The sequence below is a fragment of the Halomonas sp. SSL-5 genome, assembly GCF_030708455.1.
Taxonomy (GTDB): Bacteria; Pseudomonadota; Gammaproteobacteria; order Pseudomonadales; family Halomonadaceae; genus Halomonas.
Genome location: NZ_JAUYWF010000014.1, coordinates 38,065 through 53,156, shown reverse-complemented (window position 1 = coordinate 53,156; position 15,092 = coordinate 38,065). Strand labels below are relative to the sequence as shown.

Here is a 15,092-nt window from a genome sequence, read left to right as displayed (position 1 = left end):
CGACGCATGTTGCGTCGGCCTTCGATCGAGGATGCGCCGTGGCGTCAGGCGTCCTGCATCAGCTTGTGGCGCTTCTGCATCTTCTTCATTACCCGGTCGCGCTTGAGCGGCGAGAGGTAGTCGACGAACAGCACGCCCTCGAGGTGGTCGTGCTCGTGCTGGATGCAGTGGGCCAGCAGGCCATCGGCCTCAAGCTCGTAGGGCTGGCCATCGCGATCCAGGGCCTTGAGGTGGACGCGCAGGGCGCGTGGCACATCGGCATAGTACTCGGGGATCGACAGGCAGCCCTCCTGCATCGGCTCGCGTTCCTCGCCGATGGGCGTGACCTCGGGGTTGATCAGTACCAGCGGGCCGCTGCGGTCGTCGCTGACGTCCATGACGATCACGCGGCGGTGCACGTCCACCTGGGTGGCGGCCAGGCCGATGCCACGGGCGTCGTACATGGTCTCCAGCATATCGTCGACCAGCCGGCGCACCTCATCGTCGACCGTTGCCACCGGCACCGCCTTGGTGCGCAGGCGTTCGTCGGGGTATTCGAGGATAGGTAATTTGGCCATGGCGTTGGATTCACCGTTATGCTGTCATTTACACAATGACACTATTCTAGGTGTGATGCGCACGGCGACGACAGGGCCTGTGTCGCAACACGTCGATAACCTCAGACTATAACACGCCGGTAGCGTTCCATGGCATCGGCCGGCGACACGCGGGGAGAGCAGGGATGAGGCAGAGAAGTGACGGCAAGGTGCGGCGCGGCTGGCTGGGCCTGGTGGCGGCGCTGGGCATGGCCCTGGCCGCGGGTGTTCAGGGCCAGGGCCTGAGTTGGGAGGATGGCCTGCGCGGCGATGCCCCGGATCGCTACACCGTGGTGCGTGGCGACACCCTGTGGGATATCTCCGGGCGCTTCCTGCGCCATCCCTGGCAGTGGCCCGAGGTTTGGCAGGTCAACCCGCAGATCCGCAACCCGCACCTGATCTATCCGGGCGACGTCATCTACCTCTATGACTGCGACGGACGCCCCTGCCTGGGGCTGGAGCGCGGTCAGGGACAGGTGAGGCTGTCGCCCGAGATGCGCACCATCCCGCATCGCGAGGCGATCACGCCGATCCCGCTGGAGGATATCCGCCACTTCCTGCGTGAGCATCGCATCGTCGATGACCCCGAGGCCCTCGAGGAGCTGGCCTATGTGGTGGGCGGCGACGATCGGCGCCTGATGAGCGGCGTGGGCGATCGGCTCTACGCCCGGGGCGAGGTGCCGGCCGGCGGCCGCGTGGGCTTCTATCGCGTGGGCGAGCGCTTCCTCGACCCCGCCAGCGGCGAGCTGCTGGGCCTGGAGCTGGAGAGCGTCGGCCAGGCGCGCCGCGAACGACAGGAGGACGACATGGCGGTGCTGGAGGTGAGCTCGTCACGCCAGGAGGTGCGCAACGGCGACATCGTGTTGCCCCTGGAGGATCGCGGCCTGGTGACCGAATTCATTCCGCGCGCCCCCGGGCGCGAAGTGGAGGGCACCATCCTGTCGGTCCCCGGTGGCGTGCAGTTCATCGGCCGCCTGCAGGTGGTGGCGCTGGACCGCGGCCAGCGCGATGGGCTCGAGCCCGGCCATGTGCTGATGGTCGAGCAGCGCGGCGAGCTGGTCAGCGATCCGCGCACCGGCGAGCAGCTGCGCCTGCCGGGGGAGGACGCCGGCCTGGTGATGGTCTTCAAGACCTACCGCAAGATGAGCTACGGCCTGGTCATGGAGGCCAGCCGCACCCTGGGGGTGGGGGATCGCGTCCATAACCCGCGGCGGGCGGTCAGCGCCGCCCTGCGCTGAGGTCGACATGCCGTCGCCGGCCCTCGGCGCCCGGGAGTGGCTGGCCCTGGCGAGCCTGCCGGGGCTAGGGGCGGGGGCGCTGGCCGAGCTGGCCGCCCGGTCGCCTGAATGGCCCGGCGGCTGGCTGGCGGTGCTGCCGCGGGAGGCCGCCACCGCGCTGCGGCTATGGCTCGACCACCCCGCTCGCAGCCCGCTATCCGCCTCGGTGGACGCGGCCCTGGCCTGGGTCGAGGGCTGCGCCGACCGTCACCTGCTGTATGCCGGGCATCCCGCCTGGCCGGACCTGCTCGCCGAGATCGCCGACCCGCCGCCGCTGCTGTGGGCCTGGGGGGACCTCGCCGCCCTGGCGCCTCCCAAGCTGGCCATGGTGGGGTCGCGCCGTGCCACCCGCGAGGGATTGACCAACGCCGCCGCCTTCGCCCGCGAGCTCGCCGAGCGGGGCTGGTGCGTGGTCAGCGGCATGGCGCTGGGCATCGATGCCGCCGCCCAGCAGGCCGCCCTGGACGCCGGCGGGGCCAGCGTGGCGGTACTCGGCTGCGGTGTCGAGGTGGTCTATCCGCCGCGCCACCATCGCCTGCACGCCCGCTTGCGTGAGCCGGGGGGGCTGCTGCTCTCCGAGCACCCGCCCGGCACCCCGGCCCGGGCCGGCTTCTTCCCGCGCCGCAACCGTATCGTCACCGGGCTCAGCTGCGGGGTGCTGGTGGTGGAGGCGGCCGAGCAGAGCGGTTCGCTGGTCAGCGCACGGCTGGCCGGGGAGCAGGGGCGCGAGGTGTTCGCCCTGCCCGGCTCGCTGCATAACCCCCAGGTGCGGGGCTGCCTGCGGTTGATCCGCGAGGGCGCCGTGCTGGTGCGTGGGGTCGATGACATCCTCGCCGAACTCACCCAGTGGCAGGCCCCGGCGATGCCCGTCGCCCCGCGTGGCGAGGCCCCGGGGCGGGATGATGACCCCCTGCTGCGCTGGTTGAGCGGCAGCCCGACCCCGGCCGACGTGCTGGTGGGGCTGACCGGGCTCGACATCGCCGAGTGTCAGCGGCACCTGCTGACGCTGGAACTCGAGGGGGCCGCGGCGCGGGTCGCCGGCGGCTGGGTTCGCCTCTCGGCGCCGTGATAGAATCCTCGGCCATTCGCGCCCCAGTCGAGCGAGGAGAGCCCGTGAGCCAGGCCCGTCAGATCGAGCACGCCGCAGCCGCCCTGCGCCGGGGCGGGGTGATCGCCTATCCCACCGAGGCCGTATGGGGCCTGGGCTGTGACCCCGACAGCGATGACGCGCTGGCGAGGCTGCTGCGTCTCAAGCGTCGCGATCCCGCCAAGGGGGTGATCCTGGTGGCCGCTCGCATCGAGCAGTTTGCCCCCTGGCTGGCGGGCCTGCCCACCGAGCTGTACGCGTCGCTGGCGGCCGGCTGGCCGGGGCCCAACACCTGGCTGGTGCCCGATAACGGGCGCAGCCATGCCCTGGTGCACGGCGAGCATGACCGGGTGGCCCTGCGGGTCAGCGCCCATCCGCTGGTGGCCGCACTGTGCGAGGCCTTCGGTGGCCCCATCGTCTCCACCTCGGCCAACGTGGCCAGCGAGCCCCCGGCCATGAGCGCCGATCAGATCCGCGACATCTTCGGCGATGAGCTCGATGCCATCGTCGAGGGCGAACTCGGGGGGCTCGAGCGCCCCAGCACCATCCGCGACCTGGTCACCGGCCGAGTGCTGCGTTCCTGACCCCTTCCCGTTACCTCACCCCATCCGGAGGCTCCGTTGGCCCACCCGCGACTCGATGACGTCAAGACCTACCTGCTCGACCTCCAGGAGCGCCTGTGCGATGCCCTGGCCGCCGCGGATGGCGGCGCCGGCTTCCGCGAGGACGCCTGGGACCGCCCCGCGGGCGGCGGCGGCCGCTCGCGGGTGATCGAGAACGGTCGGGTGTTCGAGAAGGGCGGGGTCAACTTCTCCCATGTGTTCGGCGAACGCCTGCCGCCCTCGGCGACGGCGGCGCGACCGGAGCTCGCCGGGCGCAGCTTCCATGCGGTGGGGGTCTCCTGGGTGCTGCATCCGCACAGCCCCCATGTGCCCACCAGCCACGGCAACGTGCGCTTCTTCATCGCCGAGAAGGCGGGGGAGGCGCCCGTATGGTGGTTCGGCGGCGGCTTCGACCTGACGCCCTTCTACCCGGTGCTCGAGGATGTGGTGCACTGGCACCGGGTGGCCCGGGAGGCCTGTGCGCCCTTCGGCGAGGAGGTCTACCCGCGCTTCAAGGCCTGGTGTGACGACTACTTCTATCTGAAGCATCGTGACGAGACCCGGGGCGTGGGCGGGCTCTTCTTCGACGACCTCAACGACTGGGGCTTCGAGCGCAGCTTCGCCTTCCAGCGCGCCGTGGGTGACGCCTTCCTCGACGCCTACCTGCCCATCGTGAGTCGCCGCGTCGACACCCCCTGGAGCGAGCGTGAGCGCGACTTCCAGCTCTATCGACGCGGGCGTTACGTGGAGTTCAACCTGGTCTGGGACCGCGGCACCCTGTTCGGACTGCAGAGTGGCGGGCGCACCGAGTCGATCCTGATGTCGATGCCGCCGCTGGCGCGCTGGGAGTATGCCTGGGAGCCCGAGGAGGGCAGCCCGGAGGCGGAGCTCTACGCACACTACCTGCACCCCCGGGACTGGCTTGGCGAAGCACGAAAGGAGAACGAAGCATGATCGATCGCTACTGCGTCTTCGGCCACCCGGTGGCCCACTCGAAGTCGCCGCTCATCCATGCCGCCTTCGCCGAGCAGGTGGGCGAGGCCATCGAGTACACCGCCATCGAGGCGCCGCGGGATGACTTCGCCGGGGCCTGGCGGCGCTTCATTGCCGAGGGCGGCCGCGGCGCCAACGTCACCGTGCCCTTCAAGGAGGAGGCCTTCCGCCTCTGCGACACGCTGAGCCAGCGCGCCCGGCGGGCCGGGGCGGTGAACACCCTGGTCCTGGGCGGCAACGGCCTGACATATGGCGACACCACCGATGGCATCGGTCTGGTGCGTGACCTCCAGCGCCATGGCGTGGCACTGGCCGGGGCACGCATCCTGGTGCTGGGCGCGGGGGGCGCGGTGCGTGGGGTGCTGGAGCCGCTGCTGGCCGCGGGGCCGGGAAGCCTGTTCGTGGCCAACCGCACCGCCGAGAAGGCCACGCGGCTCGCCGCCGACTTCAGCGACCTGGGTGAGATTGCCGGCGGCGGCTTCGACGCCGTGGCCGGTCCCTTCGACCTGGTGATCAACGGCACCAGCGCCAGCCTCGCCGGCGACCTGCCGCCGCTGCCCGACGACCTCTTCGCCCCGGGGGCCACCGCCCACGACATGATGTACGGCACCGAGCCCACCGTCTTCCTGCGCTGGGCCGCCGCGCGCGGGGCGCGCACCGTGGACGGCCTCGGCATGCTGGTGGAGCAGGCGGCGGAGTCCTTCTTCCAGTGGCGCGGCAAGCATCCCGAGACGGCCCCGGTGCTGGAGGCCCTCCGCCAGTCGCTGTGATCTCGGCGGCGCCCTTCAGCGCCGCTTGGTATAGAGCCCCACCATGCACAGCACCAGCCCGACCAGCGACAGCAGCATACCGCCGTTGACCAGCCAGGGGGTGCGCTGCAGCCAGGAGACGAAGGGCTGGGGCGTGTCGCGGCACACCCCTTCCAGATAATCCCAGTGGCCACCGGAGAGCGTGCACTCGCGCACGCTCGAGTACTCCCAGAAATAGATCCCCATCAGCACCAGCATGGGGGCGATCAACAGCAGCAGTCCGAGTCTCAACATCTCAAGGCCTCGGGCAGTCGGGCGTGCGGCCGGCCTGGCGGGCGCGCTCGTAGCGTCCCAGGGCCTCGTTCATGCGCGCCTGCAGGTCCTGGGTGCGCTGGCCGTGGCTGGGGTGGCTCGAGAGCCAGGCCGGCGGCCGGGCCCCGCCCTGGGCACTCATGTTCTCCCACAGCGCCAGGCTGGCGCGGGGGTCGAAGCCGGCATCGGCCATCAGGTAGAGGCCCAACTCGTCGGCCTCGCTCTCGTGACGCCGCGAGAAGGGCATCAGGATGCCGTACTGGGCGCCCATCCCCAGGGCCCCCATGATCTGCTGACCGCCCGCGCCCTCCAGGCCCGCCGCCGAGGAGAGCACCGAGAGCCCCAGCTGGGTGGCGGTCTGGGTGGAGACCCGCTCGTTGGCGTGGCGGGCCAGCACGTGGGTGATCTCGTGGCCGACCACCGCGGCCAGCTGATCCTGATTCCTGGCCACCTGCAGCAGGCCGGTGTTGACCCCCATGTAGCCTCCGGGCAGGGCGAAGGCGTTGGCATCCTCGGCCTCGAAGACGCGGATCTGCCAGTTCTGGGACTCACGCTGCTGGGGCGGCAGGGCGCTCACCAGCGCACTGGCCACACACTGTACATAGCGGTGGGTAGCGCCGCCCACGGTGGGGCGCTCCTGCTGGTATTGCTCGAAGGCCTGGGCGCCCATCTGATCGAGTTGGGCGTCCGATACCAGGGTCAGCTGCTGGCGGCCGGTGGGCGAGGTGGTACAGGCGGCCAGGGCGAGGCTGAGGGCGCCGATGGCGAAAGGTGTGATCCAGCGCATGGCGGGTCTCCTTGGTGGGGTGTGGCATCCAGCCAACGTAAGACGCTGGACGGGCGTCCGGGTTCGCCACAAGATACCCTGAACGCCTGCAAGGTCAACTGTCGCCACCAGGAGTCTGGCTGCCTCGGCGAGGGGCGCTGGGGGCAAGCCGTAGAGGAGGTCCTACGCCAGGGATGGCGTCGGTAGCGCCCATGGATGGGTTCACAGCGCCTCCTCGAAGGCTTGCCGCCAGATCAGCCCCGAGGCTGCCGACTATCCGGCGACCTGGAGAAGGAGAGGATCATGGACGCCGAGCTGACGCGTCGCCTGCTGCATCTGCTGGATCACGTCGAGCACTGGCTGCCCCCGGCCCCGGTGGAGGTGGACTGGTCGCGGGACGTGGCCGCCCTGTGGCAGCGCCACGCCCTGGGTGGGCGCCTGCTGCCGGTGCCACCGCGCGACGCCCTGAGCCTGGATGACCTGCTGGGCATCGAGCGCCAGAAGCTGGCGCTGGTCGACAACACCCGGGCCTTCCTGCAGGGCCTGCCGGCCAACCACGCCCTGCTGTGGGGCTCGCGAGGCAGCGGCAAGTCGTCGCTGATCCGTGCCCTGCTCAACAGCCTGTCCGGCGAGGGGCTGCGCCTGGTGCAGGTGGATCGCCACGACCTCGCCGGCCTGCCGATGCTGGTGGAGCAGCTGCGTCACCACGACCAGCGCTTCGTGGTCTACTGCGACGACCTCTCCTTCGAGGGCCACGATGACGCCTACAAGGCGCTGAAGAGCGTGCTCGACGGTGCCCTGACCGGCCCGCCCCCCAACGTGCTGCTCTATGCCACCTCCAACCGTCGCCACCTGCTGCCGGAGTCGATGAGCGACAACGAGGGCTCGCGGCTGGTGGGTGACGAGCTGCATCACGGCGATGCCGTGGAGGAGAAGATCTCGCTCTCCGACCGTTTCGGGCTGTGGCTGGGCTTCCACCCCTTCAACCAGGACGTCTACCTGGAGGCCTGCTGTCACTGGGTCACCCAGCTGGGACGCCGCGAGGACTGGAGCGCCGAGGCCCGCGCCGAGGCGATCCGCTTCGCCACCCTGCGCGGCGGGCGCAGCGGCCGCGGCGCCTGGCAGTTCGCCAACCACTGGGTGGGTCGCCGGCGTCTTCACGACCGGTAGTCAACACGCATCAGTTAACACGAAGGCGCCCGGCTCGCCCCAGGGATTTCCTGAGAGCGGGCCGGGCGCCTGAGGTCGAGATGAGGCGGGGTCAGCGGCGGCTCTTGCGCGCCTCCTTGGTGCGGCCCAGTTCTCGCTTCTTGGCCTTCTCGCGGTCGCTGGCATCGGCCATGGGATCGAACGGGTTCTTGCCGGAGCGGAATTCGAAGCGCATCGGCGTGCCGCGTACCTTGAGCACCTTGCGGAAGGTGTTGGTCAGGTAGCGGCGATAGGCCTCGGGCAGCGACTCGGTCTGGTTGCCGTGGACCACGATGATCGGGGGATTGGCGCCGCCCTGGTGGGCCATGCGTAGCTTGATGCGGCGTCCGTGCACCAGGGGCGGCTGGTGCGACTCCACCGCGTCCTGAAGGATGCTGGTCAGGCGGTTGGTGGACCAGTGGGCGTTGGCCGAGGCGAAGGCGCGCTCCAGCGAGGGATAGAGGTCGCCCACCCCGGTGCCGTGCAGCGCCGAGATGAAGTGCAGGTCGGCGTAGTCGGCGAAGCCCAGGCGGCGCTTGATCTCGGCGCGCATCTTCTCCTTGGCCTCGCTCTCGAGGCCATCCCACTTGTTCACCGCCAGCACCAGGGCGCGGCCGGTGGTCAGCACGTAGTCGAGCAGGTGCAGGTCCTGCTCCACCAGCCCGGAGCGCGCGTCGAGCACCATGATGGCGACATGGCACTCCTTGATCGCCTCCAGGGTCTTGATGATCGAGAACTTCTCGTAGTTCTCTCGAACGCTCCTGCGGCGCCGCACGCCGGCGGTATCTACCAGCACGTAGGGCTTGCCGCGGCGCTCGAAGGGGATCTCGATGGCGTCACGGGTGGTGCCCGCCTCGTCGAAGACCACCACGCGCTCCTCGCCGAGCAGGCGGTTGACCAGGGTCGACTTGCCCACGTTGGGGCGGCCGATGACCCCGATGCGGATGCCCTTGGTGCCGGTGTCTGCCGGGATGCTCTCGTCGCGCTCCGGGAAGGGGGCGAGCACCTCGTCGATCAGCGTGGTGACGTTGCGGCCATGGGCGGCGGCGATGGGCCGCGGCTCGCCCAGCCCCAGCTCCCAGAACTCGGCGGTGGCACTGTCCTCGTCGAGCCCATCGGTCTTGTTGACCACCAGCCAGGTCTTCTTCTGGTTGACCCTCAGGTGGTTGGCGATGGCCTGGTCGGCGACGTTGAGGCCGGCACGGGCATCGACCAGGAACAGCACGATGTCGGCCTCGTCGATGGCGGCCAGCGACTGCTCGGCCATGGCGGCATCGATGCCCGCCTCGTCGCCGCTGATGCCGCCGGTGTCGATCACCGTGTAGGCCTTGCCGCCGAGCATGCCGTTGCCGTACTTGCGGTCACGGGTCAGGCCCGGGAAGTCGGCCACCAGGGCATCGCGGGTGCGCGTCAGGCGGTTGAACAGGGTCGACTTGCCCACATTGGGGCGGCCGACCAGGGCGATCACGGGTGTCATCGGATATCCAGGGTCTCGAGGGTGCCGTCATTGGCCAGCACATGAATGCGGTTGCCTGCGGTGACCGGGCGTACGCCGATACCGGAGCCGTCGATACGCTCGCGACCGACCATCTCGCCGCTGCGTGCGTCGATCAGGTGCAGGTAGCCCTCGAAATCGCCGAACACCAGCTTGCCGTCGGCGAAGGCCGGTGAGGTAGGCCGGCGGCCTTCCAGGTCGCTGTTGCGCCATACCTCGTCGCCGCTGTCGGCGGCCAGGGCCAGGATGCGCCCCGACTCCTCGACCACGAACAGGAAGTCACCCACCACGATGGGCGTGTGGTAGCTGGAGAGGTCGCGGGCCCACAGCGGCTCGCCGCGGGAGGCCTCCAGGGCCACCAGGCGGCCGTTATAGCTGGTCACGAAGAGGCGGCCATCGGGCGTCAGCACCGGCTGGCCGGCGAGGTCCACCAGGCGTTCGATGTCGCTGCGCCCCTGGGCCACGGCGATGCGTCGCTCCCACAGCGGCTGGCCGCTGCGATTGTCCAGGGCCACCAGGCGGCCGTTGGCGAAACCGGCGAAGGTCAGCGGGTCGATGGTGGTGGGGGTGCCGGTGCCGCGCAGGGTCAGCGAGGGGAGGCTGGCCTGATAGCTCCAGCGCTCATCGCCACTGGCGCGGTCCAGGGCGGTGATGGTGCCGTCGACGCTCTGCACGATCAGCTGCTGCTGGTTGGGCTGCGGGGCGGCCAGCACCTCGCTGGGCACCCGGGCACGCCAGCGCACGCTGCCATCGCGCTGGCTCACCGCCAGCACCTCGCCGTTGCGGGTGCCCAGGTAGAGGTCCCCGGCCACCGCGGTCAGGGCGCTGGAGACCGGCACCTCGAGGTCTACCTCCCAGCGGGTGTCGCCGTCATCGGCGTCGAAGGCGAACAGCTCGCCGCGGTGGTCGGCGGCGAACAGGGCATCGCCATCGCGGGCCGGGGCGATGGGATAGGCGGCGCGTCCCAGGCCGTCACCGGCGCCCTCACGCCAGGCGCTGGCAAGTTCGGCGCTCGCCGCGAAGTCACTGAGCTCGGTGGGGGGATACTGCGGCTCCACCTTGTTGCCGGCGCAGCCCGCGAGCAGGGTCAGGCCCGCCAGGGCGGCGATCAGGAAGGTCGGTTTCATGAGTCGAGCACCTGCTGTTCAAGGCCTAGGTTGTCGAGCTTGAGCTGCACGCCGTAGAGCGGTTGGTCGTTGGCTTCGGCGAGGGCGAGCGCCTCACGCCAGGCGGCGGCGGCATCCTCGCGGCGCTCCAGGGCATGCAGCGCATCCCCGCGCACCTCGGCTCGCTGGGCGGCCAGCGCCTCGGGAACGCCGCTCTCCAGGGCGGTCAGTGCCGCCTCGGCGTCGTTGTCGGCGACCAGCAGCCGGGCCAGGCGCAGCCGTGCCAGGCCACCCACATAGCCGCCCGAGTCGGCATCCGCCAGGGCCTGCAACCGGTCGCGGGCACCGGCGAGGTCGCCCTGAGTGACCGCCAGGCGGGCGTCCACCAGGCGTGCCAGGTCGGCATAGAGGGTCTTGCCGTGCGCGTCGACGATCTCCTCCACCAGGGCACGGGCCTGGGGCAGTTGCGCCTCGTCGAGGTCGTTGCCGGCGGTCAGGTTGATCAGCTGCTGGTAGCGCATCGAGGCGGCGGTGGCCTGGTTCTCCTGGTAGCCCTGCCAGGCGTTCCAGCCCAGCACGCCGGCCCCGGCGATGACCACGCCGGCAATCAGCGAGAGGCCGTTCTCCTTCCACCAGCGCTTGAGCGCCTCGACCTGTTCTTCCTCGGTTCTCAGCTCCGCCACGGGCGGTCTCCTTGTGTGTCTCGTGTGGGCCTTCAGGCCAGCAGTTCGCGCAGCTCGTCGACCAGTGCGTCCCGGGCCAGGCTGCGCTGGTCACGCTCCTCGCGCAGGAACTTCAGGGTCGCGGTGCCACGCGCGAGTTCGTCCTCGCCCAGCAGCAGGGCCAGGCGGGCGCCGCTGCGGTCGGCCTTCTTGATGCGGCTCTTGAAGCTGCCGCCGCCACAGTGCAGCTGGGCGCGCAGCTCGGGCAGCTCGCCGCGCAGCCGCTCGACCAGCTGCAGGGCGGTGCCGGCGGACGCGTCGTCCATGGGCAGCACATAGAGGTCGAGCTCGCCGCGGGCGGCGTCGGGGATCAGCGCCAGGGTCTCGAGCAGCAGTACCAGGCGCTCGATGCCCATCGCGAAGCCCACCGCCGGGGTCGGCTTGCCGCCCAGCTGCTCCACCAGGCCGTCGTAGCGGCCGCCGGCACACACCGTGCCCTGGCTGCCCAGCGCCGTGGTGGTCCATTCGAAGACGGTGCGACCGTAGTAGTCCAGGCCGCGCACCAGGCGCGGGTTGATCACGTAGTCGATGCCGGCGGCATCGAGCAGTGCACAGAGCGTCTCGAAGTGCTCGCGGGAGTCGGCGTCCAGGTGGTCGAGCAGGCGCGGCGCGCCGGCCAGCATCTCGGCCATCTCGGGGTTCTTGGAGTCGAGGATACGCAGCGGGTTGCTGGAAAGGCGGCGACGGGAGTCCTCGTCGAGCCGGTCATGGTGCTGCTCGAAGTAGGCCACCAGGGTGTCGCGATAGGCGGCGCGGGCCTCCGAGGAGCCCAGCGAGTTGAGCTCCAGGGTGACATGCTCCGCAAGCCCCAGTTCGCGCCACAGGCGGGCCGAGAGCAGGATCACCTCGGCGTCGATATCCGGCCCCTCGAGGCCGAAGCTCTCCACGCCCACCTGGTGGAACTGGCGGTAGCGGCCCTTCTGGGGGCGCTCGTGGCGGAACATCGGCCCCTGGTACCACAGGCGCTGGGTCTGGTTGTGCAGCAGGCCGTGCTCCATGGCGGCGCGCACGCAGCTCGCCGTGCCCTCGGGGCGCAGGGTCAGGCTGTCACCGTTGCGATCCTCGAAGGTATACATCTCCTTCTCGACGATATCGGTGACCTCGCCGATGGAGCGCGCGAACAGCGCGGTCTGCTCGACGATGGGCGTGCGAATCTCTGCATAGCCGTAGCGGGCCATCAGGTCACGGACCTTGCCCTCGAAGTACTGCCACAGGGGCGACTGCTCCGGCAGCAGATCGTTCATGCCGCGGATGGCCTGGATCTTCTTCTTGCTGGGTGCTTGGGACTTGCTCAACGGTGGCTCCTTGATGGGTGCCGGCGACTCAGGCGTCGCGGGCGATCACGTCCTGTTCGGCCTGCTCCTTCTCGCGCACCTTGTCGCGGATCAGCCGCTCGAGGTCGTCGACCAGATGGTCGTTGCGCAGCTTGGAGGCCGGCTTGCCGTCGATATAGACGAGGTTGGCCGGCGAGCCGCCGGTAAGCCCGATATCGCTCTCCTTGGCCTCGCCGGGGCCGTTGACCACGCAGCCGATCACCGAGACGTCGAGGGGGGTCATGACGTCTTCGAGGCGCTCCTCCAGGGCATTCATGGTGCCGATGACGTCGAAATTCTGGCGCGAGCAGCTGGGACAGGCGATGAAGTTGATGCCCTTGGCGCGCAGGCGCAGGCTCTTGAGCATGTCGAAGCCGACCTTGATTTCCTCGACGGGGTCGGCGGCCAGGGAGACCCGGATGGTGTCGCCGATGCCGTCCATCAGCAGCATGCCCAGCCCGATGGAGGACTTGACGGTGCCCGAGCGAAGCCCGCCGGCCTCGGTGATGCCCAGATGCAGCGGCTGCTCGATGCGCGAGGCCAGGTCGCGGTAGGCGGCCACCGCCATGAACACATCGGAGGCCTTGACGCTGACCTTATACTCCTGGAAGTCGAGGCGGTCGAGGTGGTCGATATGGCGCATGGCGGACTCGACCAGGGCGGCGGGCGTGGGCTCGCCGTACTTCTTCTGCAGGTCCTTCTCCAGGGAGCCGGCGTTGACGCCGATGCGGATCGGGATGCCGTTGTCCCGGGCCGCCGAGACCACGGCGCGCACGCGATCCTCACGGCCGATGTTGCCGGGGTTGATGCGCAGGCAGTCGACGCCGAGCTCGGCGACGCGCAGGGCGATCTTGTAGTCGAAGTGGATATCGGCGACCAGCGGCACCTCGACCTCGCGCTTGATGCGGCCGAAGGCCTCGGCGGCCTCCATGTCGGGCACCGAGACGCGCACGATATCGGCGCCGGCGGTTTCCAGCTGGCGAATCTGCGCCACGGTGGCGGCCACGTCGAGGGTGTCGGTGTTGGTCATGCTCTGCACCGAGATGGGGGCATCGCCCCCGACGGCTACCCTGCCGACGTGGATCTGGCGCGACTTGCGACGGACGATAGGGGATTGTGCGTGCATGATGGCGGAATCATTCTCCCAGGGTGAAGCGGGCGACGTTGTTGGCTCCGGCGCGAGCCGGAAGGTCCACGGGCTCGCCTTGCCAGAGCAGCTCGACGCCGGTGGCGTTGCCCACGGTCAGGCGGAAGGGGGGCTCGCCTTCGACGCTGGCCGTGGTGCCGGGTTCCTGCAGGCCGACGAAGACGCGCTGGTTATTGGCGTCGAAGACCTCGGTCCATGACTGTTCATTGAAGGTGAATGCCAGGCGATCGCCGGCGTCCTGCGCGGCGTCGGCGGGATCCTCGTCGGGAGTCTCTTGTTGGGCGGCCACGGCTTCGCCGCTGTCCTGTGTGGCACCGTCCTCCTCGAGGCCATTCTCGGCGGGGTCGGCGTCGAGCGCCGCGGGCGCATCGCTGCCTTCCGCGGCATCCTCGGCGGGTGCCTGGACGGCGGACGCCGACTCGGTCACCTCCTCGGGCAGCGGTGGCAGGCTGTCCGGCTCGGCGCTGGTGGTATCGGGCTCGGTCACGCTGGCGGAGCCATCGAGGCGGTCGACGGAGACCGGGTCGCTCTCGCCGATGCTCGGCGGCTCGCCGCCGCCGCGGCTCTGCCACCACATCAGGGTCAGGCCGATCAGGCCGGCCAGCACCAGCAGCGACACTAGGCGGAACAGCCAGGCGCCCAGGCGGGAGGGGGGCTTGCTGATCTGGACCGGCGTGACCTTGCGCTGGGCGGCATCCTGTCTGCCGAAGCGGGCGTGATAGGCCTCCAGCACCGGGGTGTCGTCGATGCCCAGCAGGTGCGCATAGGCGCGCAGGTAGCCGCGCCGGTAGGTGGCGACCGGCACCTCCTCGTAGCTGTCCTCCTCCAGGCCGCGGACCACCGCCGGCCTCAGGTTGAGCGCACCGGCCACCTCGGAGACGGAGAGGCCCTGATTCTCGCGTTCAAGCCTCAGCTGCTCGCCGGGCGAGGCCGTGACATCAGCGTGCAGGTCCGGTTCGTGGGTGTCGCTCATGGCGGCGCATCCTTGGGTGGTGTTCTCGGATCAGGGCGTGTTGCCACGCCCCTCCAGCTGTTGGGTGTAGAAGGTGGCAGTGGCGCTGTCGCCCTGGGCACGGGCGATATCGGTGGCCAGCCGCAGGGCCTCCGGGCGCGGCCCGGCCAGGCGCATGAAGGCCTCGACCTGCGCGCGCGCCTGGGCCAGGTTGTTGTCGGCGTACTCCAGCTCGGCCAGGGTGAAGTAGCTGCGCGGCGCCCGCGGGTCGATCTCCTGGGCGCGCTGCAGATTGCGGCGTGCCTCCTGCACCTCGCCGAGCTCGCGATGGCACTGCCCGAGGTTGGCGAACAGCTGGGCACGACTGGGGTACTGGGCATCCGTCGAGGCCCGTTCGAGCTGCTCGCAGGCCTCGCGCACGTGGCCCCGGGCGTAGAGGAAGGCCGCGTAGTTGTTGCGCGCCCGGGTGAAGTCGGCATTCGCCGCCAGTGCCCGGCGGAAGGTCTCGTCGGCCAGGGCATCCTCGCCCTGGCGCTGGTAGACCATGGCCATGGCCTGCAGCGCCTCGGGGTCGTCGGGGGCAATCTCCAGGGCGCGGTCAAGGGCGCCCATGGCGCGGCGCAGGTTGTTGCGCTCCAGGTACGCGACGCCGAGCTGGGTGTAGGCATCGGAGGGGCTGGCCTCGCTACCGCCGCCGCCGGCGATGCCCTGGGGCTGGGTGGCACAGCCGGTCATCCACAGGCTGCCCAGCAGGGCGGCCAGGGGCAGCAGCGAGCGTGTGGGCAGCGGTGAGCGGCGTGTCATGAAC

Annotated in this window: 16 protein-coding genes; 6 read left to right on the top strand and 10 right to left on the bottom strand. The window is 70.2% G+C overall.

The window, feature by feature from the left end:
• Positions 1 to 44: 44 nt before the first annotated feature.
• Entirely contained in the window at positions 45 to 557 is a 513-nt protein-coding gene (def, locus tag RAN53_RS15480) for a peptide deformylase (protein WP_305797696.1), read from the bottom strand.
• Positions 558 to 784: 227 nt separating this feature from the next.
• Between def and RAN53_RS15475 the strand changes: the two genes are divergently transcribed.
• Genes RAN53_RS15475 through aroE form a run of 5 tightly spaced genes read left to right on the top strand, consistent with a single transcriptional unit; the run spans position 785 to position 5,304 of the window.
• Complete coding sequence (locus RAN53_RS15475) at positions 785 to 1,813, top strand: LysM peptidoglycan-binding domain-containing protein (protein ID WP_414842994.1); 1,029 nt, start codon at positions 785 to 787, stop codon at positions 1,811 to 1,813.
• Between the two features lie 7 nt (positions 1,814 to 1,820).
• Positions 1,821 to 2,921 (top strand): DNA-processing protein DprA, encoded by a 1,101-nt coding sequence (dprA, locus tag RAN53_RS15470; RefSeq protein ID WP_305797694.1) that lies wholly within the window; start codon positions 1,821 to 1,823, stop codon positions 2,919 to 2,921.
• Between the two features lie 44 nt (positions 2,922 to 2,965).
• On the top strand, positions 2,966 to 3,523 hold the full coding sequence (locus RAN53_RS15465; RefSeq protein WP_305797693.1) for an L-threonylcarbamoyladenylate synthase: 558 nt from the start codon (positions 2,966 to 2,968) through the stop codon (positions 3,521 to 3,523).
• Between the two features lie 36 nt (positions 3,524 to 3,559).
• Positions 3,560 to 4,495: an oxygen-dependent coproporphyrinogen oxidase gene (gene hemF, locus RAN53_RS15460; RefSeq protein WP_305797692.1), complete on the top strand. Its 936-nt coding sequence runs from the start codon at positions 3,560 to 3,562 to the stop codon at positions 4,493 to 4,495.
• The gene (gene aroE / locus RAN53_RS15455; RefSeq protein ID WP_305797691.1) at positions 4,492 to 5,304 is read left to right on the top strand and encodes a shikimate dehydrogenase; all 813 of its coding nucleotides are present in this window, start codon (positions 4,492 to 4,494) and stop codon (positions 5,302 to 5,304) included. Before hemF ends, aroE begins: the two co-directional genes overlap by 4 nt.
• Positions 5,305 to 5,319: 15 nt before the next feature.
• Here the strand turns inward: aroE and RAN53_RS15450 are convergent, their stop codons facing one another.
• Positions 5,320 to 5,577, bottom strand: a complete 258-nt coding sequence (locus tag RAN53_RS15450; RefSeq protein ID WP_305797690.1) for a hypothetical protein — start codon at positions 5,575 to 5,577, stop codon at positions 5,320 to 5,322.
• 1 nt (position 5,578) lies between these two features.
• The gene (locus tag RAN53_RS15445) at positions 5,579 to 6,382 is read right to left on the bottom strand and encodes a M48 family metallopeptidase (protein ID WP_305797689.1); all 804 of its coding nucleotides are present in this window, start codon (positions 6,380 to 6,382) and stop codon (positions 5,579 to 5,581) included.
• Positions 6,383 to 6,664: 282 nt separating this feature from the next.
• On the opposite strand from RAN53_RS15445, the gene RAN53_RS15440 reads away from it, so the two are divergent.
• Positions 6,665 to 7,531, top strand: a complete 867-nt coding sequence (locus RAN53_RS15440) for an ATP-binding protein (protein ID WP_305797688.1) — start codon at positions 6,665 to 6,667, stop codon at positions 7,529 to 7,531.
• 91 nt (positions 7,532 to 7,622) lie between these two features.
• On the opposite strand, the gene der is transcribed toward RAN53_RS15440, so the two are convergent.
• From der to pilW, 7 genes are read right to left on the bottom strand one after another with little or no spacing between them, the layout of a single operon-like run.
• Entirely contained in the window at positions 7,623 to 9,026 is a 1,404-nt protein-coding gene (gene der / locus RAN53_RS15435) for a ribosome biogenesis GTPase Der (protein ID WP_305797687.1), read from the bottom strand.
• Entirely contained in the window at positions 9,023 to 10,171 is a 1,149-nt protein-coding gene (gene bamB / locus RAN53_RS15430) for an outer membrane protein assembly factor BamB (protein WP_305797686.1), read from the bottom strand. The genes der and bamB overlap by 4 nt, the downstream gene beginning before the upstream one ends.
• Positions 10,168 to 10,833 carry a YfgM family protein gene (locus RAN53_RS15425; RefSeq protein ID WP_305797685.1) on the bottom strand — a complete coding sequence of 222 codons (666 nt, stop codon included), beginning with the start codon at positions 10,831 to 10,833 and terminating at the stop codon, positions 10,168 to 10,170. Before RAN53_RS15425 ends, bamB begins: the two co-directional genes overlap by 4 nt.
• Positions 10,834 to 10,865: 32 nt before the next feature.
• A complete protein-coding gene (gene hisS / locus RAN53_RS15420; protein WP_305797684.1) occupies positions 10,866 to 12,167 on the bottom strand; it encodes a histidine--tRNA ligase in 1,302 nt (433 codons plus the stop codon).
• A gap of 28 nt (positions 12,168 to 12,195) precedes the next feature.
• Positions 12,196 to 13,311, bottom strand: a complete 1,116-nt coding sequence (ispG, locus tag RAN53_RS15415; protein WP_305797683.1) for a flavodoxin-dependent (E)-4-hydroxy-3-methylbut-2-enyl-diphosphate synthase — start codon at positions 13,309 to 13,311, stop codon at positions 12,196 to 12,198.
• A gap of 10 nt (positions 13,312 to 13,321) precedes the next feature.
• Positions 13,322 to 14,305, bottom strand: a complete 984-nt coding sequence (locus tag RAN53_RS15410) for a RodZ domain-containing protein (protein WP_305797682.1) — start codon at positions 14,303 to 14,305, stop codon at positions 13,322 to 13,324.
• A 30-nt stretch (positions 14,306 to 14,335) separates the two neighbouring features.
• A complete protein-coding gene (pilW, locus tag RAN53_RS15405; protein ID WP_305797681.1) occupies positions 14,336 to 15,088 on the bottom strand; it encodes a type IV pilus biogenesis/stability protein PilW in 753 nt (250 codons plus the stop codon).
• Positions 15,089 to 15,092 lie beyond the last annotated feature (4 nt).

Excerpts from the sequence above, each read along its gene's own strand:
- def (WP_305797696.1), bottom strand. The coding sequence starts at position 557 with ATGGCCAAATTACCTATCCTCGAATACCCCGACGAACGCCTGCGCACC.
- RAN53_RS15475 (WP_414842994.1), top strand. The coding sequence starts at position 785 with ATGGCCCTGGCCGCGGGTGTTCAGGGCCAGGGCCTGAGTTGGGAGGAT.
- dprA (WP_305797694.1), top strand. The coding sequence starts at position 1,821 with ATGCCGTCGCCGGCCCTCGGCGCCCGGGAGTGGCTGGCCCTGGCGAGC.
- aroE (WP_305797691.1), top strand. The coding sequence starts at position 4,492 with ATGATCGATCGCTACTGCGTCTTCGGCCACCCGGTGGCCCACTCGAAG.
- RAN53_RS15450 (WP_305797690.1), bottom strand. The coding sequence starts at position 5,577 with ATGTTGAGACTCGGACTGCTGCTGTTGATCGCCCCCATGCTGGTGCTG.
- RAN53_RS15445 (WP_305797689.1), bottom strand. The coding sequence starts at position 6,382 with ATGCGCTGGATCACACCTTTCGCCATCGGCGCCCTCAGCCTCGCCCTG.
- RAN53_RS15440 (WP_305797688.1), top strand. The coding sequence starts at position 6,665 with ATGGACGCCGAGCTGACGCGTCGCCTGCTGCATCTGCTGGATCACGTC.
- der (WP_305797687.1), bottom strand. The coding sequence starts at position 9,026 with ATGACACCCGTGATCGCCCTGGTCGGCCGCCCCAATGTGGGCAAGTCG.
- bamB (WP_305797686.1), bottom strand. The coding sequence starts at position 10,171 with ATGAAACCGACCTTCCTGATCGCCGCCCTGGCGGGCCTGACCCTGCTC.
- ispG (WP_305797683.1), bottom strand. The coding sequence starts at position 13,311 with ATGCACGCACAATCCCCTATCGTCCGTCGCAAGTCGCGCCAGATCCAC.
- RAN53_RS15410 (WP_305797682.1), bottom strand. The coding sequence starts at position 14,305 with ATGAGCGACACCCACGAACCGGACCTGCACGCTGATGTCACGGCCTCG.
- pilW (WP_305797681.1), bottom strand. The coding sequence starts at position 15,088 with ATGACACGCCGCTCACCGCTGCCCACACGCTCGCTGCTGCCCCTGGCC.